Raw genomic sequence first — 25,378 nt, 5'->3', positions numbered from 1 at the left:
CGTCCCGGCACGTGCGGACCGACGCGGCGCGGTGACCGACGCCACCGGGGAAGGAGGGCCGGGGCGGGCCGCCCGGGGAGAGGACGGCCCGCCGGGGGCGCGTCAGAACCGGGTGATCCAGCCGTGCTCGTCGGCGCGCAGACCCGTCTGGATGCCCACCAGCTCCTCGCGCAGACGCATGGTGACCGGGCCCGGGGTCCCGTCTCCGACGGTGAACTCGCCGTCGTCGCCCTTGACCCGGCCGACGGGGGTGATGACGGCCGCGGTGCCGCAGGCGAACACCTCGGTGAGCTCGCCGGACTCGGCCGCCTCGCGCCACTCGTCGGTGGAGATGGGCGCCTCCTCGGCCGGGATGCCGAGGTCGGGGGCCAGGGTCAGCAGCGACTCGCGGGTGATGCCCGGCAGCAGGGTCCCGGTCAGCGGGGGCGTGCGCAGCCGCGCGTTCTCACCGGAGCCGAACACGAACCACAGGTTCATGCCGCCCATCTCCTCGACCCAGCGGTGCTCGCGGGCGTCGAGCCAGACCACCTGGTCGCAGCCCTGCTCCACCGCCTGCGCCTGGGCGAGGAAGCTCGCCGCGTAGTTGCCCGCGAACTTGGCCGCGCCCGTGCCGCCCGGAGCGGCGCGCGTGTAGTCCCTGGACAGCCACACCGTCACCGGCTGGACGCCGCCCGAGAAGTAGGAGCCGACCGGCGAGGCGATCAGCAGGTAGACGTAGGAGCGGGACGGGTGGTTGACGCCCAGGCCGACGTCCGTGGCGACCATGAACGGGCGCAGGTACAGGCTGAAGCCCTCCCTGGTCGGCACCCAGTCGCCGTCGTGCTCCAGGAGGAGTTCGATCGACCTGAGGAAGAGCTCCTCGGGGAGCTCGGGCATCGCCATGCGCGCCGCGCTGCGGTTGAAGCGGGCCGCGTTGGACTCGGGGCGGAAGGAGGCGAGCGAGCCGTCGGGGTGCCGGTAGGCCTTGAGTCCCTCGAAGATCTCCTGGGCGTAGTGGAGGGCGGCGGTGGCCGGGTCCAGGCTCAGCGGACCGTACGGCTCCAGCTTCGCGTCGTGCCACCCCTTCCCCTCGGTGTAGTGGATGCTCACCATGTGGTCGGTGAACACCTGGCCGAACCCGGGACTCTCCAGCAGTGCCTCTCGTTCCTGCGGGGTCTTCCGCCTGTCGGAGAGCTGGATGTCGAACGTCAACCCGCTTGTGGTGGTGTCGTTGTTCATGTTGTCGGTGGTCCTCTCGGGTGCATCAGGCCGGCAGCATCGCCGGCCTGGAATCTAGTCTGTCTGAAGAGCGCACCCGGTGCCAGAGCAGGAGTGACGCACGCGAGGGCGGCACCGCTCGGGGAGCGGAGCCGCGCGCGGGCACGGCGAAGGGCGCGCTCGGTGACCCGGGCGCGCCCGTCGACGGTGGAGGTGGATCGTGCCGTCAGCCGCGCCGCAGGGAGGGAGGGCAGGGCTTCCGGCGTGTGCGTCAGCCCTGCTCGGCTACTCGCGCGGCGAGGTCGTCGCCGATCTGGGAGGTGGAGCGGACCGCGCCGTTCTGGGCGCGGGTCTTGAGGTCCGTGGCGACCGCGGCCTCGATCCGGCGGGCGGCCTCGGGCACTCCGAGGTGCTCCAGCATGGTCGCGGCCGAGAGCACCGTCGCGGTGGGGTCGGCCTTGCCCTGGCCCGCGATGTCGGGCGCGGAGCCGTGGACGGGCTCGAACATGCTGGGGAAGGTGTTGTCCGGGTTGATGTTGCCGCTGGCGGCCAGCCCGATGCCGCCGGTGATGGCGGCGCCGATGTCGGTGATGATGTCGCCGAAGAGGTTGTCGGTGACCACCACGTCGAAGCGGGCGGGCTGGTTGACGAAGAACATCGACGCGGCGTCGACGTGGCAGTAGTCCACGGCGACCTGCGGGTACTCGGCGCCGACCTCCCGGACCACGCGCTGCCACAGCTCACCCGCGAAGGTCAGGACGTTGTCCTTGTGGACCAGGGTGAGCTTGCGGCGGGGGCGGGCGGCGGCCTTGTCGAAGGCGTAGCGCACGACGCGCTCCACCCCGAAGCGGGTGTTGACGCTGTCCTGGGTGGCGATCTCGTGCGGGGTGCCCTTGCGCAGGACGCCCCCGGCGCCCGCGTAGGGGCCCTCGGTGCCCTCGCGGACCACCAGCATGTCGATGTCCTCGGGGCCCACGCCCGCGAGCGGGCTGTCCACCCCCGGGTAGAGGCGGACGGGGCGCAGGTTGACGTAGTGGTCGAAGTCGAAGCGCAGGCGCAGGAGCAGACCGCGCTCCAGGACGCCGCTGGGGACCGACGGGTCGCCGACGGCGCCGAGGTAGATGGCCTCGTGCCCGGCCAGCTCGGTCTCGACCGAGTCGGGCAGGGTCTCACCGGTGCGGTGCCAGAGCCTGGCGCCCAGCTCGTACTCGGTGGTCTCCACGGCGAGGTCGTGCTGGGAGGCCGCGACCTCCAGCACCTTGAGCCCTTCGGCGATGACCTCGGGACCGATCCCGTCGCCGGGAATGACCGCCAGTTTCACGGTGCGCGCTGCCATACGGACTGCCTCTGCTTCGACACGGCCCCACCGGCCGCTTCTCATATGGTGAGACCAGGATGAACACTGAATGAGACAACCCTACCGCCCCGGCGGAGTGCGGGCGCCTCCGGCCGGGGGTTCGCGCGGCCGTCTTCCCGGCCGGGCCTCAGGCCCGCCGGTTGAGGGCGTCCTGCAGGGCGCGGTTGATCTCGTCCTGGGAGTCGGGCGCGGACGGGTACTCGATCATGTCGTACATGCGATCCTCCGGATGCGTTGCGTGACCGGAGCCGGGAACGGCTCGGCCAGGGAATGCTCTGCGGCGAGGTGCACTACGGGACCGGGGTTCGGGGCGGATCGCGCCGAACGGCGGCGGAGCGCGGAACGTGGGCGACGGTGTCCACGGGGACGAGGAGCCCTCCGGGCGGGATCGACCGCCGTGGAACGCCCGCACGGGCCCCGGTGGGGGCGCTCGCGGCGCCGGGCGGCGGCCTCCGGCTGTGGAACCGGTGCCGCTGACTCCTAGGACCTCAGAATATCGGATGTCCAACTATATGGCCAGGGTTTCTCACCATACGAGACGCCGAGTTGTCTCCGCTGGTCAGGGCCCGGACGCGTCGGGCCTCGCTCCTGCACCACAACCACACGGACATGAAGAAAAGCCGCGAAGGGCGCAGGACTCACCGCGCAGCGCGGTCCCCGGACAGCACGAGGGGCCGCACCGCGCGCGGCGCCCGTGAGCGCCGAACGCGGTGCGGCCCCCGCCGCGACCACCCGGGAGGAACCCCCGGACTTCCTAGTCCTCCAGGTCGACCTGGCGGCTGACCTCGGCGTCGATCTCGGCGGAGATCGAGGCGAGGGTGTCGTCGGGCACCGCGGAGTCCACGGTGAGCGCGATCAGCGCCTTGCCGCCCTCCTGGTCCCGGATGACCTGCATGCCCGCGATGTTGACACCGGCGTCGCCCAGCAGGGCGCCGACCGTGCCGACCACGCCGGGGCGGTCCTCGTAGGACAGGAACACCATGTGCTCGGCCAGGCCGATCTCCATGGTGTAGTTGTTGATCTCCACCAGCTTCTCGACCTGGCGGGGACCGGTCAGGGTGCCCGAGACCGACACGCGGGTGCCGTCGGCGAGCACGCCGCGGACCGTGATGAGGTTGCGCCAGTCGGTGTTGTCGTCGCTGGTGACGAGGTTGACCTCGACGCCGCGCTCCTTGGCGAGCAGCGGGGCGTTGACGAAGGTCACGGTGTCCTCGACCACGTCGGCGAACACGCCCTTGAGGGCGGCCAGCTCCAGCACCTTGACGTCGTGCGAGGCGATCTCGCCGCGCACCTCGACGTCGATGCGGCTGGCGATGGTGCCCGCGAGGGAGGTGAACACGCGGCCGAGCTTCTCCGTCAGCGGCAGGCCCGGCTTGACGTCCTCGGCCACGCCGGTGCCCTGCACGTTCACGGCGTCGGGGACGAACTCGCCGGAGAGGGCCAGCTTGACCGAGCGGGCGACCTGGGTACCCGCCTTCTCCTGGGCCTCGACGGTGCTGGCGCCCAGGTGGGGGGCCACGACCACGTTCTCGAACTCGAAGAGGGGGCTGTCGGTGCACGGCTCCTTGGCGAACACGTCGATGCCCGCGCCCGCCACGCGGCCGTCCTTCAGGGCCCGGTAGAGCGCGTCCTCGTCCAGGATGCCGCCGCGCGCGGCGTTGATGACGCGCACGGTGGGCTTGACCTTGCTCAGGGCCTCGTCACCGATCAGGCCCAGCGTGTCCTTGTTCTTGGGCAGGTGGATGGTGATGAAGTCCGAGCGCTCCAGCAGCTCGTCGAGCGTGGCCATCTCCACGCCGATCTGGGCCGCGCGGGCGGGCTGCACGAAGGGGTCGTAGGCGATGACCTGGGTGCCGAAGGCCGACAGGCGCTGCGCGACCAGGGCGCCGATGCGGCCGAGGCCGACGATGCCGACGGTCTTCTCGTAGAGCTCGACGCCGGTGTACTTGGAGCGCTTCCACTCGCCGTTGACCAGGGCGTTGTGCGCCGGTGCGGTGTTGCGCGCGCTGGCCAGCAGCAGGTTGATGGCCTGCTCGGCGGCGCTGACGATGTTGGAGGTGGGCGCGTTGACCACCAGGACGCCGGCCTTGGTGGCGGCCTCCACGTCCACGTTGTCCAGACCGACACCGGCCCGGGCCACCACCTGCAGGCGGGAGGCGGCGGCGATCGCCTCGGCGTCCACCTGCGTCGCGCTGCGCACGATGAGGGCGTCGACGTCGGCGAGGGCGGGCAGGAGCTGGGACCGGTCGGCGCCGTCGACGTGGCGTACCTCGAAGTCCTCCTCGAGCAGCGCGATTCCGGCGGGCGAGAGCTTTTCCGCTACGAGTACGGCGGGTTTGGGCACAACGGTTCCTTTTCGGGTGGTGCGGCCCGACCGCGCAGGTGGTGGGCGCTGCCCGGATCGGGGTGACGGCTGGTCGAAAGTCTACCGGCGGGGTAGGGAAGCCCGACGGGGACGGGTGGCCAAGGGCCGCCCGTCCCCGTGGCACGTCCTTCGAACGGGCCTCAGCTCAGGGGGTTGTTCGGGCGCCCACGGGGTTCCGGAGGTGGCGGAGGTGAGACTGCGGGGAACGAGCCGTCTCACCGAAGACACCGAAGGTTCCCGTTCTCCAGGCGCCCGAACAACGAAAGTACTGCGCTTCGCGTCCGTTGAGGGCGGTAGCCCGCCCCGCCGCGTAGCGCCCCCGCGGGCGATGGCGGGCGACGGGCGGGCCGAAGCGAAGCGGAGGCCGAAAGGAACTAGGCCTTGAGCCAGCTCATCAGCGGGCGCAGCTCCGCGCCCACCTTCTCGATCTGCTCGTTCTGCTCGGCCTCGCGGCGCTTGGTGAAGGTCGGCTGCCCGGCGTCGAACTCCTCCATCAGCTCCTTGGCGTAGGAGCCGTCCTGGATCTCGCCGAGGATCTTGCGCATCTCCTGGCGGGTCTGCTCGGTGATCAGGCGCGGGCCGCGGGTGTAGCCGCCGTACTCGGCGTTGTCCGAGACCGACCAGTTCATCTTGGAGATGCCGCCCTCGTACATGAGGTCCACGATGAGCTTGAGCTCGTGCAGGCACTCGAAGTAGGCGATCTCCGGCTGGTAGCCCGCCTCGACCAGGGTGGCGAAACCGGCCTTGACCAGCTCCTCGGTGCCGCCGCAGAGCACGGCCTGCTCACCGAACAGGTCGGTCTCGGTCTCCTCGGTGAACGTGGTCTTGATGACGCCGGCCTTGGTGCCGCCGATGCCCTTGGCCCAGGACAGCGCCAGGTCCCAGGCCTGCCCGCTGGCGTCCTTCTCGACCGCGACCAGGCAGGGCACGCCGCGCCCGGCCTCGTACTGGCGGCGGACCAGGTGGCCCGGGCCCTTGGGGGCGACCATGGCCACGTCCACGCCCTCGGGCGGGGTGATGAGGCCGTAGCGGATGCTGAAGCCGTGGCCGAAGAAGAGGGCGTTGCCCGCCTCCAGGTTCGGCGCGATCTCGGCCGCGTACAGGTCCCGGTGGATGTGGTCGGGGACCAGGATCATGATGACGTCGGCCTCGCGGGTGGCCTCCGCGGGGGTGAGGACGCGCAGGCCCTCCTCCTCGGCCTTGGCCCGGCTCTTGGACCCCTCGGCGAGGCCGATCCGCACGTCCACGCCCGAGTCGCGCAGCGACAGCGCGTGCGCGTGGCCCTGGCTGCCGTAGCCGATCACGGCGACCTTCTTGCTCTGGATGAGCGAGAGGTCCGCGGCGTCGTCGTAGTACATCTGTGCTGCCACTTGGGGTTGCTCCTTGTTTCTCAGTTTCGTGGGGGACGCGGTGGGGTCCGTCCGTGCACGGGCCCCGGGTCGGGGTTCGGGCGCCTACGGGGTTCTGGAGCCGGCGGAGGCGTGTTTTCGCGGGAAAACCGAGCCGTAGGCGTCCGTTGAGGGCGGTGGCGGGTGACGGGTGGGCACGAGCCGACACGCCGTAGGCGCCGAAGGTTCCCGTTCTCCAGGCACCCGGACCAGCGAGCGGAGCGAGTCAGGAAACACCGCTATGCGCTGCGCTCGACCGTGCGGAGGGATCGGTCGGTGATCGACCGGGGTCCGCGTCCCAGGGCGACCAGCCCTGATTTGACGAGTTCCCGGATGCCGAACGGCTCCAGGTTCCTGACCAGGGCATCGAGCTTCTCGGGGTCGCCGGTGGCCTCGATGACGACGACGTCCGGGCTGACGTCCACGACGTGCGCGCGGAACAGCTCGGCCGTCTGTAGCACGTGGGTGCGGCTGGACGCGTCGGCCTTGACCTTGACGAGCAGGAGCTCGCGCCGGACCGACGCGGTGGTGTCCATCTCCACGATCTTGACGACGTTGACCAGCTTGTTGAGCTGTTTGGTCACCTGCTCCAAGGGGTGGAGGTCGCAGTTGACCACGATTGTCATCCGGGACAGTCCTGGGTACTCGGTGTTGCTCACACTGAGCGAGTCGATGTTGAAGCCTCGACGGGAGAAGAGGGCGGAGGCGCGGGCGAGGATACCCGGGGTGTCCTCCACCAGAACGGAAAGCGTGTGACTGCTCATGGTGGTTCCGCCTGTTCCTCTTAGTCCTCGTGTTCCCAGTTCGGCGCCATGTCGCGCGCGTACTGGATGTTGTCGTTGCTGACGCCGGGGCCGACCATCGGCCAGACCATGGCGTCGTGGTTGACGGTGAAGTCCACGACGACGGGGGCGTCGTCGATCGCCATGGCCTTCTCGATGGTGGCGTCGATGTCCTCGGCTCGCTCGCAGCGCAGGCCGACACAACCGTACGCCTCCGCGAGGCGGACGAAGTCGGGGATGCGGACCTTCTCGTCGCGCGGGGCGGTCTGGAGGTCGGTGTTGGAGTAGCGGCCCTCGTAGAACAGGGTCTGCCACTGGCGGACCATGCCCAGGTTGCCGTTGTTGACCACGGCGACCTTGACCGGGATGCCCTCGATCGCGCAGGTGGCCAGTTCCTGGTTGGTCATCTGGAAGCAGCCGTCGCCGTCGACCGACCACACGGTCCGGTCGGGGTCGCCGACCTTGGCGCCGAGCGCGGCGGGGACGGAGAAGCCCATGGTGCCCAGGCCGCCGGAGTTGACGAAGGAGCCGGGGCGCTCGTAGTCGATGAACTGGGCGGCCCACATCTGGTGCTGGCCCACGCCCGCGACGTAGGTGGCCTCCGGGCCGACGATCTTGCCCAGGCGCTCGATGACGGCCTGCGGGGACAGGCTGCCGTCCTCGGGCGCCTCGTAACCCTTGGGGTAGGTGTTGCGCAGGCGGTTGAGCTGCTGCCACCAGGCCGCGTAGTCGCCCTGACGGCCCTTCTCCTGGTCGGCGCGCACGGCCACGACCAGGTCGGCGAGGACCTCGCGGCAGTCGCCGACGATGGGCACGTCGGCGTGGCGGTTCTTGGAGATCTCGGCCGGGTCGATGTCGGCGTGGACGATCTTGGCGTCGGGGGCGAAGCTGTCCAGGCGTCCAGTGACGCGGTCGTCGAAGCGCGCTCCCAGGGCGACGATGAGGTCGGCCTTCTGGAGGGCGCCGACGGCGGCGACGTCGCCGTGCATGCCGGGCATGCCCACCGACTGCGGGTGGCTGTCGGGGAAGACGCCGCGGGCCATCAGGGTGGAGACGACGGGGGCGCCGGTGAGCTCGGCCAGGACGCGCAGCTCGGCGGAGGCGCCGGCGCGCAGGACGCCGCCGCCGACGTAGAACACCGGGCGCCGGGCCTCGGCGATCATGCGGGCGGCCTCGCGGACCTGCTTGCCGTGCGGCTTGGTGACCGGGCGGTAGCCGGGCAGTTCGAGGCGCTCGGGCCAGACGAACTCGGCGGAGTTCTGCAGGGCGTCCTTGGAGATGTCGACCAGGACGGGGCCGGGGCGACCGCTGGAGGCGATGTGGAAGGCCTCGGCGACGATCCGCGGGATCTCGCGCACGTCCTTGACCAGGAAGTTGTGCTTGGTGATCGGCATGGTGATGCCGCAGATGTCGGCTTCCTGGAAGGCGTCGGTGCCGATCATCGGGGAGGCGACCTGGCCGGTGATGGCGACCATCGGGACCGAGTCCATGTGCGCGTCGGCGAGCGGGGTGACCAGGTTGGTGGCGCCGGGCCCGCTGGTGGCCATGCACACCCCCGGGCGGCCGGTGGCGTAGGCGTAGCCCTCGGCGGCGTGACCGGCCCCCTGCTCGTGGCGCATGAGGATGTGGCGCACCTTGGCCGAGTCGTAGAGCGGGTCGTAGGCCGGGAGGATGGCGCCGCCGGGAATCCCGAAGACAGTGTCAACGCCGACCTGTTCCAGCGACCTGATCAGCGATTGGGCGCCGGTCATCTGCTCGGTCATCTCAAGATCCTTCAGCGAGGGTCAGAGCGGCACGGGGGCTCTGGCCTGGTGGGTCTGACTCTGGGCCTGGCAATAAAAAAACCCCCACCGCCGACGGCGGTTGAGGGGTGGCGCGCAGCAGAGGAAACTCAGCGGGCTGCGCGCCGACCAAGTACGAGAATCAGGGAGTTGCTCTGCATGCTGACCACATTGGCCGACGGAGAGGGCGCCCGTCAACCAGAACGACATATTGTCTCAATTAATGAGACGGAAATGTCAGCATGCGGCACCCCTCGATGACACGACAACCCCTGCGAACTGGGCGAATGCTGACAAGTCACCCCGGTTTCGTGTGACGCACACCGCACGGGCGGAGGGCGGAGTCCACGGAGCGGAACGGGGCTCGCGGTCAGCGCACCGTCGTCCGCCCGTTCAGAGGAAGAGGTCCTCGGCACTGTCGACCTTCGCCGCACGGCGGACCCACCGGTCCAGCTCGTCGAGGTCCGAGGACGCGTTGACCCGCTCGCGCGCCTCGTTCGACACCGCGATCCCCCGGGCGTCCAGCACACCCAGGATCGCCTCGGCCCGGCCTTCGATCCGACCCTCTCGGAAGGGGCGGCCGATCAGCTCGGTCCGGAACTCGTAGTCACGCACGGCCATGATCTCTTCCAGGGAGCTTAGGGCGGTCGCGGGCGGGACCGCGGTCGGCGTTCCGTCCGGTCAGAGGCTGACCCCGGCCTCGCCGCCGACGAGCGACTCCACACCGCTCGCGGGCATGGGCCGGGCCACCAGGAACCCCTGGCCGTGGTCGCAGCCCATGGCGCGCAGCTGCTCCAGCTGCTCGGAGCGCTCGATGCCCTCGGCCACCACCTGCACGCCCAGGTCGCGACCCAGCTGGATGATCGTGTGCGTGAGCAGCGTGACCGTGTCGTCGCGGCCCAGGTCCGCCACGAACGACGGGTCGATCTTGATCGCGTCCACGCTCAGCCTGCGCAGGTGCGCCAGGGACGCGTAACCCATCCCGTAGTCGTCGATGGCCAGCCGCACGCCCAGCTCGCGCAGCTCGCCCAGGCGCTGCACCGCCTCCCCGCCGTCGTCGAGCAGGACCTCCTCGTCGACCTCCAGGGTCAGCACCTCGGCCGGAAGCCCCGACTCGGCGAGGATCCCCGCCACCGACTCCACGAAGCGCGGCGACAGCACCTGCTTGACCGACAGGTTCACCGACAGGCCGATGTCCCAGTCCGAGAGCCGCCACACCGAGACCTTCCCGCAGGCCTCGCGCAGGATCCGCTCGCCCAGCGGCACGATCAGGCCCGACTCCTCGGCCGCGCCGATGAAGTCCTCGGGGCCGACCGTCTCGCCGTCGCGGTCCCAGCGCACCAGCGCCTCCACCGAGGTCACCTGGGAGCTGCCCAGGTCCACGACGGGCTGGTACTCCAGGAAGAACTCGTCCTTGGCCAGCGCCTCGCGCAGGCGGATCTGGAGTTCCAGACGCGAGACCACCGTGTCGTGCATGTGCGCGGCGTAGACCTCCACGTGGCCCGCCCCGCGCTCCTTGGCGCGGGTCATGGCCACGTCGGCGTTGCGCAGCAGCTCGCCGCTGTCGGTGACCGGCTCTGCGAAGGCCACGCCGATGCTGGCGGTCAACATGATGTCCCGGTCGGCGACCGGGAACGGCTCCGAGGCGATCACCCTCCCCAGGCGCTCGGCCAAGTCCACCACCCGCTGGACCCGGGACACGTTCTCCACCAGCACCGCGAACTCGTCTCCGCCCCAGCGCGCCAGGGTCGCGTCGGAGTCCACCTCGCCGCGCAGCCTGCGGGCCGCCTGGCCGAGCAGGTGGTCGCCGCGCACGTGCCCGGCGGAGTCGTTGACCGCCGTGAACCCGTCCAGGTCCAGGAAGATCACCGCGACCTCGCCCGCGGGCTCCTCGTTGATCACCCGGTGCGCCAGGACGTCGCTGGCCCGCTCCTCCAGGTAGGCGCGGTTGGGCAGGCCGGTCACACCGTCGTGGAACGTCAGGTGCTCCACCTCGTCCTGGAGCGCCACCTGCGCGCTGATGTCGCGGGTGGTCACCAGCAGCCGGTCGGGCTCACCGGGCTGCTCGTACAGGGACATGGTGGACTCGGTGTGCCGCCAGGTCCCGTCGGCCGCCCGCACCCGCAGCCGCATGTGCACCCCCTGCGCGCCGCGCTCGGCGAACAGATCGGTGACGGCCTTGGTGCGCCCCAGGTCCTCGGGGTGGATGAGCTCGGTGACGGGAGCGGCGAGCACGTCGTCGAGCCGGTAGCCGAAGGCCTCGGCCGTGCCCGGGCTGACGTAGTTCACGCCGCCGTCGCGGTCCAGCACGAGGATGACGTCGCCGCTGTTGCGCGCCAGCTCGTGGAAGTGGACCTCGCGGTTGCGCACCATCCGGGAGAGCGTGGCGTTCTCCTCCAGCATGCCCACCATGCGCACCAGGAGCACCACCACGGCGGTGCCCGCGGCCAGCGGCAGCACCGGCGCCACCCCGGCCAGGCGGACCCCCGCCACGGTCAGCACCACGGCCGCCACGAACACGGCGCCGATCGCGGCGAGTTCGGGCGCGAACCGGTAGAGCCCCCGGCCGGTGATCCGGCGCGGGTCGGTGCCGGGCCGGTGCTCCACGAGCCACGGCAGGGCCCCCAGCAGGGCGAAGCCCAGGAACCTGACCGGGTGTTCGACCCCGCCGAGGACGGGCGGGCCGGTCAGGCGGGTGAGCGCGCCGAGGATGTCCGCCCCGGCGATGACGATGAGGGCACCGATGGCCACCAGCACCGCGCGCCGCGTGCTGTGCGGCGACATGAAGACCAACGGCACCAGCAGGCACAGCACGACGATGTCGGCGACCGGGTAGACCAGGGCGAAGCCGAGGAACCCGGCGCCCTCCCCGAGTTCCTGGTAGAGCGGGGAGAACAGCAGCAGCCAGACCACGGAGAAGACCGCCGCGGCGCACACGTAGCTGTCGGTGACGTGGCGCACTGCGGTCCGCAGGCCGCCCGGCCACGGCGCGAACTTGGTGAAACCGATCACGAAGAGTGGCAGGGCCGCGAGGGAGAAGAGGTCACCCAGAGTGAGCGACAGGGCCGTGGCGGAGCTGAACAGACGGATCAGACCGTGAGTGACGCCACCCGCGCACCAGGCGAGCGCGGCGAAGCCGAGGTGGCGCAGGGCGGAGGGCCCGTCCGCGCCGTCGGCGTGGGCGTCCCGGTCGGCGCCGGTGGCCGCCCAGCGGCGCGAGGCGTAGAGCAGCGACAGCCCCGCGGCCCCGGCCGCGACGGACGTGGGCCACTCGGCGAGCGCGGCGGTCACGCTGGTCTGCGCCGAGGGGACCAGGGTCCCCACCAGGTAGAGCAGGAACAGCGCCACCAGGGCCACGGTCCACAGGCGGCGCGCCCGGGTTCCCATCACCGACCTCCCAGCGGGCACGTCACGGTCGACGCGGCGTCCTGCCGCGGTCACGCTCTCTCCTCGGACATGGAGCACCCACCTCGCGTCGTTCGAGTCCGGGCGCGGCACAGCACCCGGCACCGCGTCTGCCGCCCAGGATCTCGCGGGACTGGGACGGGCCCTGTGACGGAACGGCCCGGGGGACCGTACACGTCCCCGTGCGTCGCAACCCTACGCAACCAAGGTCACACAGCGATTGAGGACCGGATGAGAGATGACGACGGAACCATCACCCACAGTGATCTCCGACTCCCGCCCATCCGGTGTCCGCCCCGGCGCGTCGCGGCTCCGCGGGGCGCCCGCCCCCGGTTCTCGGGCGCGGCGCGGTCCCCGGAAGCGGGTTCCGGGTTCCTCCCGCCCCCGGCGGCCCACGGCCCATGCAGGGTGCCACCCGGCACCGACAGAACGGGACGAACCGGGTGGCGGACGGCGCGGCCTCCCCGGAACGGCCGTCCGCGGGGTGGGTCCGCCACGGGGGACGGACCGGGGGCGCCGGGCACAGGGGCCCGGCGCCGCACGGAGGCCGCCGTGACGGATCAGCTCGCGCCGAGTTTGGCCAGGATGAGCTCGCGGGCGCGTCCCGCGTCGGCCTGACCGCGGGTCGCCTTCATCACGGCGCCCACCAGGGCGCCGGCCGCGGCGACCTTGCCGCCGCGCACCTTGTCGGCCGCGTCGGGGTTGGCCGCGATGGCCTCGTCCACGGCCGCGCCGAGGGCGCCGTCGTCGCTGACCACCTTGAGGCCGCGGGCCTCGACCACCGCGTCGGGCTCGCCCTCACCGGCCAGCACGCCCTCCACCACCTGGCGGGCGAGCTTGTTGGTGAGCGTGCCCTCGGCGACCAGGGCGATGACGCGCGCGACCTGCGCCGGGGTGATGGGCAGGGCGGCCAGCTCCACCTCCTGCTCGGTGGCGCGGCGTGACAGCTCGTTGAGCCACAGCTTGCGGGCCTCGGCCGACGGGGCGCCCTCGGCCACGGTCGCCGCGACCAGGTCGATGGCGTCCGCGTTGACCAGGTCGCGCAGTTCGGTGTCGGTGAGGTCCCACTCGGCGCGGATCCGGGCGCGCTTGGCGGCGGGCAGCTCCGGCAGGGTGGCGCGCAGCTCCTCCACCCACTCCGCCGAGGGCGCGACGGGCACCAGGTCGGGGTCGGGGAAGTAGCGGTAGTCCTGCGCCTCCTCCTTGGAGCGGCCGGAGATGCTGCGGCCGGTGTTCTCCTGGAAGTGGCGGGTCTCCTGCACGACCTTCTGCCCGGCGTCGAGCACGCCCGCCTGGCGCTCGATCTCCGAGCGCACGGCCCGCTCGACCGAACGCAGCGAGTTGACGTTCTTGGTCTCGCTGCGGGTGCCCCACTCCGAGGCTCCGAGCGGGTTGATGGAGACGTTGACGTCGCAGCGCATGGAGCCCTCCTCCATGCGCACGTCGGAGATGCCCAGGGAGCGGACCAGGTCGCGCAGCTCGGCGGCGTAGGCGCGGGCGACCAGGGGCGCCAGGTCGCCGGTGCCGGTGACGGGCTTGGTGACGATCTCCAGCAGCGGGATGCCCGCGCGGTTGTAGTCGACGATGGAGTAGTCGGCGCCGTGGATGCGGCCGGTGGCCCCGCCCACGTGGGAGGTCTTGCCGGTGTCCTCCTCCATGTGGACCCGCTCGATGTCCACGCGGAACACGCGGGGGCCGTCGGGGGTGTCGACGGTGACGTCGAGGTGGCCGTCGACGCAGATCGGCTCGTCGTACTGGGAGATCTGGTAGTTCTTCGGCATGTCCGGATAGAAGTAGTTCTTCCGGGCGAACCTGCCCCAGGGGGCGATGGAGCAGTTCAGCGCCAGGCCCAGCCGGATGGCGCCCTCGACCGCCTTCTCGTTGACGACCGGCAGGGAGCCGGGCAGCGCCAGGCAGACCGGGCACACCTGCGTGTTGGGGTCGGCGCCGAACGCGGTGGGGCAGGAGCAGAACATCTTGGAGGCGGTGCCCAGCTCGATGTGGGTCTCCAGGCCGAGGACGGGCTCGTACCTGGCCAGTGCCTGCTCGTAGGCCACCGGCGCAGGACCGCTGTTCGTGGCAGAGCTGGGACGTACCGCGTGGGCCATCGCCGCAAACCCGCTTCCGTAGACGACATACCTTCCAGCTCAGCCTACCGAGCGTGCGGGGGTGGGGTGCCCGGCAGCGGAGTCACGGCCAGGTCACCGGACATCACGGCCAGTACACGATTGGGACGCTGTCAGGGGAATGTCCGCTGCCGCCGGGTGCCGGACCGTTAGTCTGAGTGGCCCAGGAAGACGATTTCGCCGGTGGCCCCGGACTGCGGCCGCCGCCTTCTCATGGGAGCGCACGAGCATGTCCGGCATCCTGCGTCGGTACGCCGCGCTGCTTTCCGCCTCGGCCCTGATCGGCACCCTGCTGGGTGCCCCGGCGGCCGGCGCCGACGACTTCTCACGCGTGGACCGCGACCCCGTCGAGGGCGCGCCGCTCGTGCTCGCCGACGGCCGGGAGGCCGACACGGCGCTGTTCAGCCTGCGCGTGGCCGAGCACGCCTCGGTCCGGGCCTACACGGTGACCGCGGACGAGGAGGTCCACCCGTACGCGGCCTACGTGGAGTCAGCGTGGTCGGACGTTCCGGAGTGGTCCGAAACCCCGCAGGAAACGGATCCCGCCGACCGGGCGAACTGGATCGTCTCCCATTCCTATCCGACGGTCGGTCTGGTGTCCCTGCTGGAGGGGAGCGACCTGCCCCGGTTGGACGAGGCACGGGCGATCGCGGGCACCCAGGCCGCTCTGTGGCACGTGCTGGAGGGGGTGCGGCCGGACCCCGACGCCAACGACCCGGGCGTCATGGCGCTGTACGACCACCTGGTGGAGGGCAGCGCGTCCGCGCCGGACGACACCGTCTCCCGGTCCCTGGCGGTGTCGCCGTCCCACGTGGAGGCGGTCGCCCCCGAGGAGCCGCTGGGGCCGTTGACCGTGCACAGCTCCGGAGCGGAGCCGGTGTCGGTGTCGGTGCGCGGGGCCCCGGCGTCGTGGCTGGTCGACGCGGACGGGGAGCCGGTCACGCAGACGGGTGACGGCGAGCGGGTCTTCCTGGACGTGGACCCGTCGGTTCCGGCTGGCGTGGCGACCCTGCACCTGCACGGCCGGGACTTCCCGCTGCCGCAGGGGCGCCTGTTCACCGGCAGGGACGGCGTGCGCACCCGCTCCCTGGTGACCGCGGAGGCGGGTTCGGCGACGAGTTCGGCCATCGCGACGTTCACGTGGCATCCGGAGCAGACCGAGGAGCCGGTGGCCGCGGCGAGCCCGGAGCCCGTGCCGGAGGAGGAGCCCCCCGCCCCGGAGGAGGCCGTCGAGGAGGAGGTTCCCGCCGAGGAGGTATCTCCCACAGCGGAGGACCGAATCCCCGAGGACGATCTGGCCGTCACCGGAACCTGGCTGTCCGGACTGTTGGTCATCGCGGGGGCCCTGGTGGTATCCGGCCTGATCATCCTGGTTGTGGGACGCAAACGACGCGACTGAACGCGTTGGGGGACGCGGAACTCCCGCTTTCGTTGCATAGCTTTTCGACATAATGCGGATCTACCTGCGAGGAATTTTTTCCTGGCCGTATCCGGTCACATTTTCCGTGAACCAGCTTGGAAGTAGCGAAGGGGATCGCTAGTATCAGGCGAGCGTTGGCCCCCACGGCGAGCGCGACCGGCTCCCGCGTCACGGCGAGCCCCACCGGAAGATCGCGCCCACCCCACACGGCGCCACGATCCGACCCCCGACGTGGTGACCCCCCGGAACGGGTGAACGCAGCAGGCGGCACCGGATTTTTCCCGGCGACCGTCGCGCCGTGGCCACCGCTGTCCGTCCCATCGGTTCCCGTCGTCCTTTGGGCAGACATTTTTCCATCCGGTTACCCCTAGAACACACCGGGACACAATTTGAGTATCTCCTCCCTCCCCCGCACCGTCGGCCGCACCGGCCTGGCGGCCACCGCAGCCGCGTTCCTGGCCTTCGGCCTGGCAGCCCCCGCGGCCGCGGACCCCGTGGAGACCTACGAGGGCTCCGCCCGCGCGAAGTACACCGGCAACGCCCAGGAAGGCGTCAACGTCGCGACCAGCGGCGGCACCATCGGCACCAGCCTCTTCAACCTCGAGCTCGAAGACGGCACGGTCCTGACGACCTACTGCATCGACTTCGAGACCAACATCCGCGGCGGTGCCTGGTACCGCGAGGACGACTGGGCCAACTACCCCGGCAAGGGCGAGTTCGCCGCCCCCGCCAAGGTCCACTGGATCCTGCAGAACGCCTACCCGGCTCTGAGCGCCGAGGAGCTGGGCGCTGAGGCCGGTGTCGAGGGCCTGAGCCAGCGGGACGCCCTGGGCGCCACCCAGGCCGCGATCTGGCACTTCAGCAACGGCGTGAACCTCAAGGACGAGGGCAACTCCGAGGCTGTCAGGGCGGTCTACACCTACCTGATCGAGAACGCCGAGGAGCTGCCGCAGACCGCCGAGCCCGCCCCGGCCCTGAGCATCACCCCCGGCACGGCCTCCGGCACCGCCGGCGAGACCGTCGGTGAGTTCCTCATCGAGACCAACGCCAGCGCCATCCCGGTGGACCTCCAGGCCCCCGAGGGCGTCACGCTGGTCGACCTGGAGACCGGCGAGGCCGTCACCGAGGTCAGCAGCGGTGACACCGTCGGCTTCGCCGTCCCGGCCGACGCCGAGGCGGGCCAGGCCAGCTTCTCCCTGGAGGCCAGCGCGACGGTCGCGACCGGCCGCCTGTTCAAGGGTGAGGCCGAGGAGCCGACCCAGACCCTGATCACCGCCGAGGGCGGCCAGACCACCGTGTCCGCGTCCGCCTCGGCCGACTGGACCGTGGGCGGCGGCGAGACCCCGCCGGAGTCCCCCGAGCCCAGCGAGCCGGAGTCCCCCGAGCCGAGTGAGCCCGAGAACCCGGAGCCGACCCCGAGCGACGAGCCCTCCGAGCCCACGGACAAGCCGTCCGAGCCCGCCGACGACCAGAACGAGCCGACCCTGCCGGTGACCGGCGGCGCGCTCGCCGGCCTGGTGGCCGCCGGTGTGGCCGCCCTCGGCGCCGGTGGCGGCGCCATCTACCTGAGCCGCAAGCGCAAGGCCGCTGGCAGCCAGGACCTGGAGGGCTAACACCCCTCCCACCGTCCGAGGACGGTGGAGCCTGAGGGCCCGTTTCCGTGGGAGACCACGGAAGCGGGCCCTTCGCGTTGTCCGGAAGGCGGACGGCCCTGCCCCGGAGGGCCGGGAACGGCCGGGGCGCCGCGTCAGCCCGCCGAGTGGGCGCACTCCGGCACGCGCGCAACCCGGGTTGACAACACGAGGGTGCGCAACCTAGGTTGACAACCGCAGTCGCGCAACCTAGGTTGACACCATGGATGCGGTACAGCTGGCGGCCACCGCCTCGGACACATCGACCCCCGTGCAGGGGCTGCGCGCCGTCGCCTCCCTGCGCGCGGTGGTCGACTCTCTGGAGCTACGGCAGGTCGAACAGGCGCTGCGGTCGGGCGAGTCATGGAGCTCCATCGCCGCCGCGCTCGGGGTGACCCGTCAGGCCGTCCACAAGAAGTACGGAAAACGGTTGAGCCACATCGAAGCAGCCAAGAGGGGACAACGATGACGAACCCGTCGGCGAAGCAGGGCCTGATCAACAGGCACTTCGACCGGATCGCGACCTTCGGGGCCGCGAGCCACGAGGCCGCCCGCGCGGGCCACGCCGAAGTCGACTTCGAGCACCTGCTGTTGGGTGTGCTGGTCGCCGGCGGTCCGGGGGCCCGTCTGCTCATGGACTCCGGGGTGGGTCTGGCCGAAGCGCGCTCGGCGATCGACGAGATCCTCCGCGAGGACCTCGCCATGCTGGGGGTCGACGTACCCGTACCGGCTCCGTCCGTCGAGGATTCGAAGGGTTGGCTTCGGTCCACTCCCCGTCTGGAGGAGCTTGAGTACGACATCCCGGCGGCCGGGGGCGACGCCTCCCTGCTCGCGGCGTTGATCGACGACGAGGGCGGCCGGGTACGACGGGTGCTGGACCGGCTGGGTGCGGACACCGACAGGATCCGCCGCGACCTCGGCGAGCTGGCGGAGAGACCGCAGGGCCCGGAGCCGTCCTCGGCGGACGGCGACGACACCGCCGAACAGCCGCCCGAGGGGTGGGAGTACACGAACTACGACCTTGAGGTGCCCGTGGCGGCCGACCGGGTGTGGGAACTGGTCAGCGACCCGGAGCGCCGGGGCGAGTGGGACCCGGCCTCCGTCTCGTCGCGGCAGCTCGGCGACGGTGTCGTGGAGCTGACCAACCGTCTCACGGAAGAGGCGGTCAGGGAGTCGATCACGCACAGCGTCCCCGGTTGCGAGGTCACCTGGACGCAGGACGACAGCGGTCGCACACTGCGCATCGTCATCGAACCACTGGGAGACCGCTCCAGGCTGCACCTGCGCCGGGCCTGGCGCAACGCCCTGAAGCCCCGGGGCATCGCCAGCCGCGTGGTCCGGTGGATCGCCTGGCAGAACCTCCGGGGGCACGCCCAGACCATCGCCCAGGCCGCCGCGTCGTAGCAGGCCCCGGCGGGCGCGGGGTCGGGCGGGCGCGGATCGGGCGGGCGTGGGCCGGGCCCCGCTGCCGGGGCGCGTGCTACCGGGGCCCGTTGATGGGACGTGCGCCGCCGGGACGCGTGCCGTCAGGGTCCGTAGGGCCGGGACGCGTGCTGCGCGGGGACGGACAGCCATCCGGCTGACCTGGGTAAAGCCACGTGTTCCCCGGGAATTCATGTTGCGCCGAAAGGGACTCGGCTGGCCGCGCGACGGGCTTCCGAAGGGGGTAAAACGGAGGCCGGAGGGGGCGGGCGTGTCCTGGGCAGCGCGAAGCCGGGGCCCCTGGGGACCCCCCGCTTTCCACGTTAGACCTGCGAGAACAGCCCGCACCAGATCCGGTTCCCGCCTGTGGACAACCCGGAACGGGAACTCGGCGTCTTCTCTGTGCACGCCCCTCGCCCCTCCTTCGGACGCGGCACGCGACCCCGGAAGCACGGGGTTGGAGGGGACAGGACATATCGCTAATATCGGACGGGCGCTAACAGCTTCCCGCTGTGGCCCGGGCTCGGGTCCGGGCCCGTCCCCGCAACCGACCGCACCGGAGAGGCCCTCTCGGCCGGGCGGCCCCCGCCCCTTCCGTGGCACTCCGCACTCCGCACATCGCTGTTGACCTGGCCACCCCCAGCAGCCGACCGCCACCGACCGCCGCACGGCGACCGGCCATGGCGAACGGCTGGGTTGGCACCGTGACATCCCCACAGGAAAAGACGTGACGTACGTGTCCCTCCCCCATTCCGTCGGGCGCGCGACTCTCGCCGCATCCGCCACCGCGCTCCTCGCCTTCGGGCTCGCCGCCCCGGCCTCCGCCGACCCCGTGGAGACCTACGAGGGCTCCGTCCGCGCCCAGTACCCCGCCACCGCGCAGAGCGGTCACATCGTGACCATGCAGGGCGCCGAGCCGACCAGCGCCAGTCTGTTCGACCTGCGCCTGGAGAACGGCGGCGTTCTCACGACCTACTGCATCGACTTCAGCACCGAGATCGTCGACCAGGCCTGGTACCTCGAAGACGAGTGGGCCAACTACCCGGGCAAGGGCGACTTCGCCTCACCCGGCAAGGTCCACTGGATCCTCCAGAACAGCTACCCGAGCATCAGCGCGGCCGACCTGGCCGACGCGGCCCAGGTCAGGGGGCTGACCGACGCCGAGGCCCTGACCGCGACGCAGGCCGCGATCTGGCACTTCAGCAACGGCACGGAGCTGTCCCGGGTCACCGCGAACCCCCAGGTCGGCGGCAGGGTCGACAGTGGCGCGGTGATCACGACCTACCGCTACCTCGTGGACGAGGCAGTGGAGCTGGAGCAGGAGCCGGAACCCACGCTCAGCATCACCCCGGGCGAGGCCACCGGCAGCCCGGGCGAGACGATCGGTGAGTTCCTCGTCGAGACCAGCGACGAGGACGGCATCGAGGTCAGCGTCGAGGCCCCCGAGGGCGTCGAGGTCGAGCTGATCAACCTGGAGAGCGGCGAGCCCGTCACCACGGTCAACAACGGCGACACCGTCGGTCTGGCCGTTCCGGAGGGCGCGGCGGAGGGCACCGCCTCCTTCTCCCTGGAGACCACGGCCACCGTGCGGTCGGGCCGCCTGTTCAAGGGCGAGGAGGATTACCAGCCGACCCAGACCCTGATCACCGCCGAGGACAGCGACGTCACCGTCTCCGCCTCGGCCTCGGTCTCCTGGACCGGCGGCGGCGAGACCCCGCCGGAGTCCCCCGAGCCCAGCGAGCCGGAGTCCCCCGAGCCGAGTGAGCCCGAGAACCCGGAGCCGACCCCGAGCGACAAGCCCTCCGAGCCCACGGACAAGCCGTCCGAGCCCGCCGACGACCAGAACGAGCCGACCCTGCCGGTGACCGGCGGCGCGCTCGCCGGCCTGGTGGCCGCCGGTGTGGCCGCCCTCGGCGCCGGTGGCGGCGCCATCTACCTGAGCCGCAAGCGCAAGGCCGCGGGCAGCCAGGACCTGGAGGGCTAACACCCCTCCCACCGCCGCTGGGCGGTCGTGACCCGGGGCCCGTTCCGGAACAGTTCCGGGGCGGGCCCTCGGCGTTGCGCCCCGGATCACCGCCGGGGCGGCGTGGGGGCAGCACGAAGCCGGGAGGCCCGGGGACCCCCCGATATCCACGGTAGAGCTGCGCGCACACGCCGCACCAGCCCGGATTCCGCCTGTGGACAACGCCCCGCCGGTCGCCGGAGCGCGGCGACCCCTCCCCCGGCTTCCCCCGCCCCCGAGTCCCCAAGCTCCCGGAGCGAACGCAACCGCTGCGGGAGCCCACGGACTCCCGGAGGCCGACAGCACCGCGCCCGCCGTCCCTCGCGGGGACGGCGGGCGCTCGACGGCTCCGCCGCGGCGGCTGGCTCCTAGCGGGCGACCGCGTAGGGGCTGCGGGCCAGCAGGTCGCCGTCGCGCTCGGTCAGCGCGCGCTCGACCGCGGCCGCGACCCGGTAGGTGCGGTCGTCGGCCAGGGGCGGGGCCATGATCTGGAAGCCGACGGGCAGGCCGTCCTCCGGGGCCAGGCCGCACGGCACCGACAGCGACGCGTTCCCGGCCAGGTTGGACGGGATCGTGCACAGGTCGGCCAGGTACATGGCCATCGGGTCCTCGGCGCGCTCGCCGATCGGGAACGCCGTGGTCGGCGTCGTCGGCGAGACCAGCACGTCCACGTTCTCGAAGGCGGCGTCGAAGTCGCGCTTGATCAGCGTGCGCACCTGCTGGGCGCTGCCGTAGTAGGCGTCGTAGTAGCCGCTGGACAGGGCGTAGGTGCCCAGCATGATGCGGCGCTTGACCTCGGGGCCGAAGCCTTGGGCCCGGGTCAGCGACATGACCTCCTCGGCGCTGCGCGTGCCGTCGTCGCCCACCCGCAGGCCGTAGCGCATGGCGTCGAAGCGGGCGAGGTTGGACGAGCACTCGCTGGGCGCGATGAGGTAGTACGCCGACAGGGCGGCGTCGAAGCTCGGGCAGGACAGCTCCACGATCTTCGCGCCCAGGGACTCCAGCAGCTCCAGCGTCTCGTGGAAGCGCTGGCGCACGCCCGGCTGGAAGCCGTCGCTGTCCAGTTCGCTGACCACGCCCACGCGCAGGCCCTCGACGTCGCCCAGGCGGGCGGCGTCCACGACCGGCGGAACCGGGGCGTCGATGGAGGTGGAGTCGCGCGGGTCGTGCCCGGAGAAGGCCTCGTGGAGCAGGGCGGCGTCGAGCACGTTGCGCGCGAAGGGGCCCGGGGTGTCCAGGGAGGAGGCGAAGGCGATCATCCCGTAGCGGGAGGAGCCGCCGTAGGTGGGCTTGGCGCCGACCAGTCCGCACACGGCGGCGGGCTGGCGGATGGAGCCGCCGGTGTCGGTGCCGGTGGCCAGGGGCGCCTCGAACGCGGCCACGGCCGCGGAGGAGCCGCCGGAGGAGCCGCCCGGGATACGGCCGGTGTCCCACGGGTTGCGGGTGACCTGGTAGGCGGAGTTCTCCGTGGAGGAGCCCATGGCGAACTCGTCCATGTTGGTCTTGCCCAGGATGACCAGACCGGCCTCGCGCAGGCGCGCGGTGACGGTGGCGTCGTAGGGCGGCTGCCAGCCCTCCAGGATCTTCGAGGCGGCGGTGGTGGGCATGTCCTTGGTGGTGAACACGTCCTTGTGGGCGACCGGGACGCCGGCGAGCGGGCCCAGTTCCCCACCGGCGGCGCGGCGGGCGTCCACCGCGCGGGCCTGCTCCAGCGCGGTCTCGCGGCGCACGTGCAGGAAGGCGTTGATCTCGCCGTCCACGGACTCGATCCGGTCCAGGTAGGCGGTGGTGGCCTCCTCGGAGGTCACCCGCCCCTCCCTGATGGCCTCGCCGAGTTCGGCGGCGGTCAGGCTGATGACGTCGCTCACCGCTACTCACCCTCCCCGAGGATCCGCGGAACCCGGAAGCGCTGGTCCTCCACCGCCGGGGCACCGGCCAGTGCCTGGTCGTGGGCGAGGCCGGGCCTGGCCTCGTCGGGGCGGTAGACGTTGGTCAGCGGCAGGGCGTGCGAGCTGGGCGGGATGTCGCCCTGGGCGACCTCCTGCACCTTGGCCACGGCGGTCAGGATGTCACCGAGCTGGGCGGCGAGCGTGTCGAGCTCGCTCTCGTCGAGCGCCAGCCGCGACAACCGGGCGAGGTGCGCGACCTCATCGCGGGTGATGGCGGTCATGGAATGCGAACCGTTTCTTCGGCGGAAGGACTATCGGGATCAATCCTATGGCTCCGGGGTCGGTCCCGGCGCCGGTCGGTCGGCGAACACCGGTCGGCCGACCGGTGCGGGCCCCGGGTCGGCGCCGCTCAGCGGCTTCCCGGTCAGACGCGGGTGCCGGCCGCGGTCCCGCCGTCGCGGGCGGCGACCCAGTCGGCGACCTCCCGGGCGGTCAGCGGCGCGGAGAAGTGGTGGCCCTGGGCGGCGTGGCAGCCGGTGTCGCGGGCGGCGCGGGCGAGTTCGCCGCTCTGGACGCCCTCGGCGGTGGCGCGCATGCCCAGCGCCTTGACCAGGGCGATGGCCGCCCGGACGACGGTGTGGCCGTTGTCGGTCCGGTCCACCAGGCGGGCGGTGAAGGACTCGTGGATCTTGACCTCGTCCAGGGGCAGGCCGGCGAGCTGGGCGAGGGTGAAGTGGCCGGTGCCGAAGTCGTCCAGGGACAGGCCCACGCCGAGGTCGCGCAGGCGGCGGACGGCCGCGGTGGCGGCGTCGGTGTCGGTGATCAGCGCGTGCTCGCCGATCTCCAGGACCAGCCGGTCGGCCGGTACGCCGTGCTCGCGCAGCGCGGAGGCGACGGTGGCGGGCAGCGCGGGGTCGAGCAGTTCGCGCACGCCGAGGTTGACGGCGACGGGCAGGTCGAGGCCCTCGGCGTGCCAGCCGGCGGCGCGGGCCAGGGTGATGTCCAGGACCTGGCCGGTGAAGGCGCGCAGCAGGTTGGACTGCTCCACGACCGGCATGAACTCCTCGGGGGTGAGCAGTCCGCGGGTGGGGTGGCGCCAGCGGGCCAGGGCCTCCAGGCCGACGGGGCGTTCGTCGCCCAGGTCGACCTTGGGCTGGTAGTGCATCTCCAGTGCGCCCTCGGACAGGCCGCGGCGCAGTTCGGTGTACAGGCTGAGCCGGGCGGTGGAGTTGCGGTCCTTGCCGGGGTCGTAGGACTCCACGCCGGTGCGGTCGGCCTTGGCGACGTACATGGCCACGTCGGCGCGCTGCATGAGGAGCGCGAAGTCGGGCGCGTCGTGGGGGTGCAGGGCGATGCCGATGCTGGCCTGGAGGTCGAAGTCCATGCCGTCCAGGCGGACCGGTTCGGCGAGGGCGCCGCGCAGCCGGAAGGCCACCTCGCACGCGGAGGCGTTGTCGCGGACCTGGGGCAGCAGGACGGCGAACTCGTCCCCGCCCAGGCGGGAGACGAGGTCTCCGGGGCGGACGCTGTGGGTGAGCCTGCGCGCGACGGTCTGGAGGAGGCGGTCGCCGGTGGGGTGGCCCAGGGTGTCGTTGACCTCCTTGAACCGGTCGAGGTCGAGCAGGAGCAGGCCGACGCTGCCGCCGCGCTGCTGGGCGTGGGCGATCTCCTCTCGGGCGCGCAGGGTGAGGAGTTTGCGGTTGGCCAGGCCGGTGAGTTCGTCGTGGTTGGCCTGGTGGTCGCGTTGGACCGACAGCATGGCGCTCGTGTAGAGCGCGCCGAGCGGGAGCGCGAACAGGGGGACGTAGAGCACCGAGTGGGTCGCGGCCACGACCACGAGCGGGGCGAGGCTGAGCAGGACGCCGTTGACGTGCAACTGCTGGGCCAGGCCCTTGGACATGACCTGTCGCAGGGGCACGCGTTCGTGCATGGCCACCGCGCACAGGACCAGGACGCGGTTGACCGCGAAGTAGCCCGCCCCGGCGAGGGCGACGGTCAGGAGTTCGCCCGCGGCGGGCAGCCACGTGCCCTGGACGGTTCCGGGCAGCAGCAGGCGCAGGACGGCGTCGGCGACGCCGAGCGAGAGCGTGTACTGGGCGGCGTTGAAGGCGATGCGGTGGGGGGCGTGGCCGCGCGCGAACCCGGAGACCGCGGTGGCGGTGACCTGGGCCAGGGCGGCCACGGGCAGGCCGTGCAGGATGACGAGCGCGAGGGAGAAGGGCAGCGAGGTGGGCACGCCGTCGCCGGGCGCCTGGCCCGGGAGGGTGAGGGGGCGCAGCTCGCCGAGGACGATCATGCACAGCAGAACCCAGGTGAGCGGTTCGACGGCGAGAGCGCGCAGTTCGTCCGTCCCCAGGCCGAGGCCGGAGACGAGGAGCAGGACCGCCCCTGCGGCCGTGGCGCCCAGCATGTACAGCCAGAGCGGTGTCCCGGCCCGGGGACCGATGTCCCTTGTGCTGTTGGGATCCTTCATGCCTGGTCCTTGTGAGGGGGCCGCGGAGTACGGCGGCGCCGGACGGTGCCGCCGCTCCTGCTCGGGGTTCCCGGCACCCGGCCACCCCTCATGGCCGAATTCCGGTTTCGGATACACCCGCATCCTGTGCGTTACTGTCC

Annotated in this window: 17 protein-coding genes; 5 read left to right on the top strand and 12 right to left on the bottom strand. The window is 71.8% G+C overall.

The features are described from left to right. Positions 1 to 102: 102 nt before the first annotated feature. The 9 genes from ACSTA4_RS04730 to gatB all read right to left on the bottom strand — a co-directional run bounded on the left by ACSTA4_RS04730 (position 103) and on the right by gatB (position 14,332). Positions 103 to 1,218: a branched-chain amino acid aminotransferase gene (locus ACSTA4_RS04730; RefSeq protein ID WP_444962544.1), complete on the bottom strand. Its 1,116-nt coding sequence runs from the start codon at positions 1,216 to 1,218 to the stop codon at positions 103 to 105. Positions 1,219 to 1,468: 250 nt separating this feature from the next. Next, positions 1,469 to 2,533 carry a 3-isopropylmalate dehydrogenase gene (locus tag ACSTA4_RS04725; RefSeq protein WP_444962543.1) on the bottom strand — a complete coding sequence of 355 codons (1,065 nt, stop codon included), beginning with the start codon at positions 2,531 to 2,533 and terminating at the stop codon, positions 1,469 to 1,471. A 775-nt stretch (positions 2,534 to 3,308) separates the two neighbouring features. After that, positions 3,309 to 4,898 carry a phosphoglycerate dehydrogenase gene (gene serA, locus ACSTA4_RS04720; protein ID WP_444962542.1) on the bottom strand — a complete coding sequence of 530 codons (1,590 nt, stop codon included), beginning with the start codon at positions 4,896 to 4,898 and terminating at the stop codon, positions 3,309 to 3,311. A gap of 395 nt (positions 4,899 to 5,293) precedes the next feature. Further along, positions 5,294 to 6,289, bottom strand: coding sequence for a ketol-acid reductoisomerase (ilvC, locus tag ACSTA4_RS04715; protein ID WP_013151230.1), 996 nt, complete (start codon positions 6,287 to 6,289; stop codon positions 5,294 to 5,296). A gap of 257 nt (positions 6,290 to 6,546) precedes the next feature. Then, positions 6,547 to 7,071 carry an acetolactate synthase small subunit gene (gene ilvN, locus ACSTA4_RS04710; RefSeq protein WP_013151229.1) on the bottom strand — a complete coding sequence of 175 codons (525 nt, stop codon included), beginning with the start codon at positions 7,069 to 7,071 and terminating at the stop codon, positions 6,547 to 6,549. Positions 7,072 to 7,091: 20 nt separating this feature from the next. Beyond that, entirely contained in the window at positions 7,092 to 8,852 is a 1,761-nt protein-coding gene (locus ACSTA4_RS04705; protein WP_248773598.1) for an acetolactate synthase large subunit, read from the bottom strand. 411 nt (positions 8,853 to 9,263) lie between these two features. Continuing rightward, a complete protein-coding gene (locus tag ACSTA4_RS04700) occupies positions 9,264 to 9,491 on the bottom strand; it encodes a hypothetical protein (RefSeq protein WP_444962541.1) in 228 nt (75 codons plus the stop codon). Between the two features lie 60 nt (positions 9,492 to 9,551). Further along, on the bottom strand, positions 9,552 to 12,257 hold the full coding sequence (locus ACSTA4_RS04695) for a putative bifunctional diguanylate cyclase/phosphodiesterase (RefSeq protein WP_444964097.1): 2,706 nt from the start codon (positions 12,255 to 12,257) through the stop codon (positions 9,552 to 9,554). A 578-nt stretch (positions 12,258 to 12,835) separates the two neighbouring features. Beyond that, positions 12,836 to 14,332 carry an Asp-tRNA(Asn)/Glu-tRNA(Gln) amidotransferase subunit GatB gene (gene gatB, locus ACSTA4_RS04690; protein WP_274976311.1) on the bottom strand — a complete coding sequence of 499 codons (1,497 nt, stop codon included), beginning with the start codon at positions 14,330 to 14,332 and terminating at the stop codon, positions 12,836 to 12,838. Positions 14,333 to 14,630: 298 nt separating this feature from the next. Between gatB and ACSTA4_RS04685 the strand changes: the two genes are divergently transcribed. The 5 genes from ACSTA4_RS04685 to ACSTA4_RS04665 all read left to right on the top strand — a co-directional run bounded on the left by ACSTA4_RS04685 (position 14,631) and on the right by ACSTA4_RS04665 (position 20,858). Next, complete coding sequence (locus ACSTA4_RS04685) at positions 14,631 to 15,800, top strand: thioester domain-containing protein (RefSeq protein WP_444962540.1); 1,170 nt, start codon at positions 14,631 to 14,633, stop codon at positions 15,798 to 15,800. Positions 15,801 to 16,210: 410 nt separating this feature from the next. Further along, on the top strand, positions 16,211 to 17,434 hold the full coding sequence (locus ACSTA4_RS04680) for a thioester domain-containing protein (RefSeq protein WP_444962539.1): 1,224 nt from the start codon (positions 16,211 to 16,213) through the stop codon (positions 17,432 to 17,434). A gap of 241 nt (positions 17,435 to 17,675) precedes the next feature. Next, the gene (locus tag ACSTA4_RS04675) at positions 17,676 to 17,921 is read left to right on the top strand and encodes a hypothetical protein (protein ID WP_013151223.1); all 246 of its coding nucleotides are present in this window, start codon (positions 17,676 to 17,678) and stop codon (positions 17,919 to 17,921) included. Then, positions 17,918 to 18,856 (top strand): Clp protease N-terminal domain-containing protein, encoded by a 939-nt coding sequence (locus ACSTA4_RS04670; protein WP_444962538.1) that lies wholly within the window; start codon positions 17,918 to 17,920, stop codon positions 18,854 to 18,856. The genes ACSTA4_RS04675 and ACSTA4_RS04670 overlap by 4 nt, the downstream gene beginning before the upstream one ends. Positions 18,857 to 19,601: 745 nt before the next feature. Next, complete coding sequence (locus ACSTA4_RS04665) at positions 19,602 to 20,858, top strand: thioester domain-containing protein (RefSeq protein WP_444962537.1); 1,257 nt, start codon at positions 19,602 to 19,604, stop codon at positions 20,856 to 20,858. 386 nt (positions 20,859 to 21,244) lie between these two features. Here ACSTA4_RS04665 and gatA read toward each other — a convergent pair whose 3' ends face one another. The 3 genes from gatA to ACSTA4_RS04650 form a co-directional block, all read right to left on the bottom strand. After that, positions 21,245 to 22,744: an Asp-tRNA(Asn)/Glu-tRNA(Gln) amidotransferase subunit GatA gene (gene gatA, locus ACSTA4_RS04660; protein WP_444962536.1), complete on the bottom strand. Its 1,500-nt coding sequence runs from the start codon at positions 22,742 to 22,744 to the stop codon at positions 21,245 to 21,247. A gap of 2 nt (positions 22,745 to 22,746) precedes the next feature. After that, positions 22,747 to 23,046, bottom strand: a complete 300-nt coding sequence (gene gatC / locus ACSTA4_RS04655; protein ID WP_013151219.1) for an Asp-tRNA(Asn)/Glu-tRNA(Gln) amidotransferase subunit GatC — start codon at positions 23,044 to 23,046, stop codon at positions 22,747 to 22,749. A 143-nt stretch (positions 23,047 to 23,189) separates the two neighbouring features. Beyond that, a complete protein-coding gene (locus ACSTA4_RS04650; RefSeq protein ID WP_444962535.1) occupies positions 23,190 to 25,238 on the bottom strand; it encodes a putative bifunctional diguanylate cyclase/phosphodiesterase in 2,049 nt (682 codons plus the stop codon). Positions 25,239 to 25,378: the final 140 nt, after the last annotated feature.

Source organism: Nocardiopsis sp. M1B1, from assembly GCF_052466615.1.
Note: the sequence above shows the minus strand (reverse complement) of the source record. Positions and strands in the feature narration are given on the sequence as shown.

Bases quoted from the DNA above. Each gene is read 5' to 3' on its own strand.
- ACSTA4_RS04670 (WP_444962538.1), top strand. From the start codon at position 17,918: ATGACGAACCCGTCGGCGAAGCAGGGCCTGATCAACAGGCACTTCGAC.
- ACSTA4_RS04730 (WP_444962544.1), bottom strand. From the start codon at position 1,218: ATGAACAACGACACCACCACAAGCGGGTTGACGTTCGACATCCAGCTC.
- gatC (WP_013151219.1), bottom strand. From the start codon at position 23,046: ATGACCGCCATCACCCGCGATGAGGTCGCGCACCTCGCCCGGTTGTCG.
- ACSTA4_RS04675 (WP_013151223.1), top strand. From the start codon at position 17,676: ATGGATGCGGTACAGCTGGCGGCCACCGCCTCGGACACATCGACCCCC.
- ACSTA4_RS04650 (WP_444962535.1), bottom strand. From the start codon at position 25,238: ATGAAGGATCCCAACAGCACAAGGGACATCGGTCCCCGGGCCGGGACA.
- ACSTA4_RS04725 (WP_444962543.1), bottom strand. From the start codon at position 2,533: ATGGCAGCGCGCACCGTGAAACTGGCGGTCATTCCCGGCGACGGGATC.
- ACSTA4_RS04685 (WP_444962540.1), top strand. From the start codon at position 14,631: ATGTCCGGCATCCTGCGTCGGTACGCCGCGCTGCTTTCCGCCTCGGCC.
- ilvN (WP_013151229.1), bottom strand. From the start codon at position 7,071: ATGAGCAGTCACACGCTTTCCGTTCTGGTGGAGGACACCCCGGGTATC.
- ACSTA4_RS04705 (WP_248773598.1), bottom strand. From the start codon at position 8,852: ATGACCGAGCAGATGACCGGCGCCCAATCGCTGATCAGGTCGCTGGAA.
- ACSTA4_RS04695 (WP_444964097.1), bottom strand. From the start codon at position 12,257: ATGGGAACCCGGGCGCGCCGCCTGTGGACCGTGGCCCTGGTGGCGCTG.
- ACSTA4_RS04700 (WP_444962541.1), bottom strand. From the start codon at position 9,491: ATGGCCGTGCGTGACTACGAGTTCCGGACCGAGCTGATCGGCCGCCCC.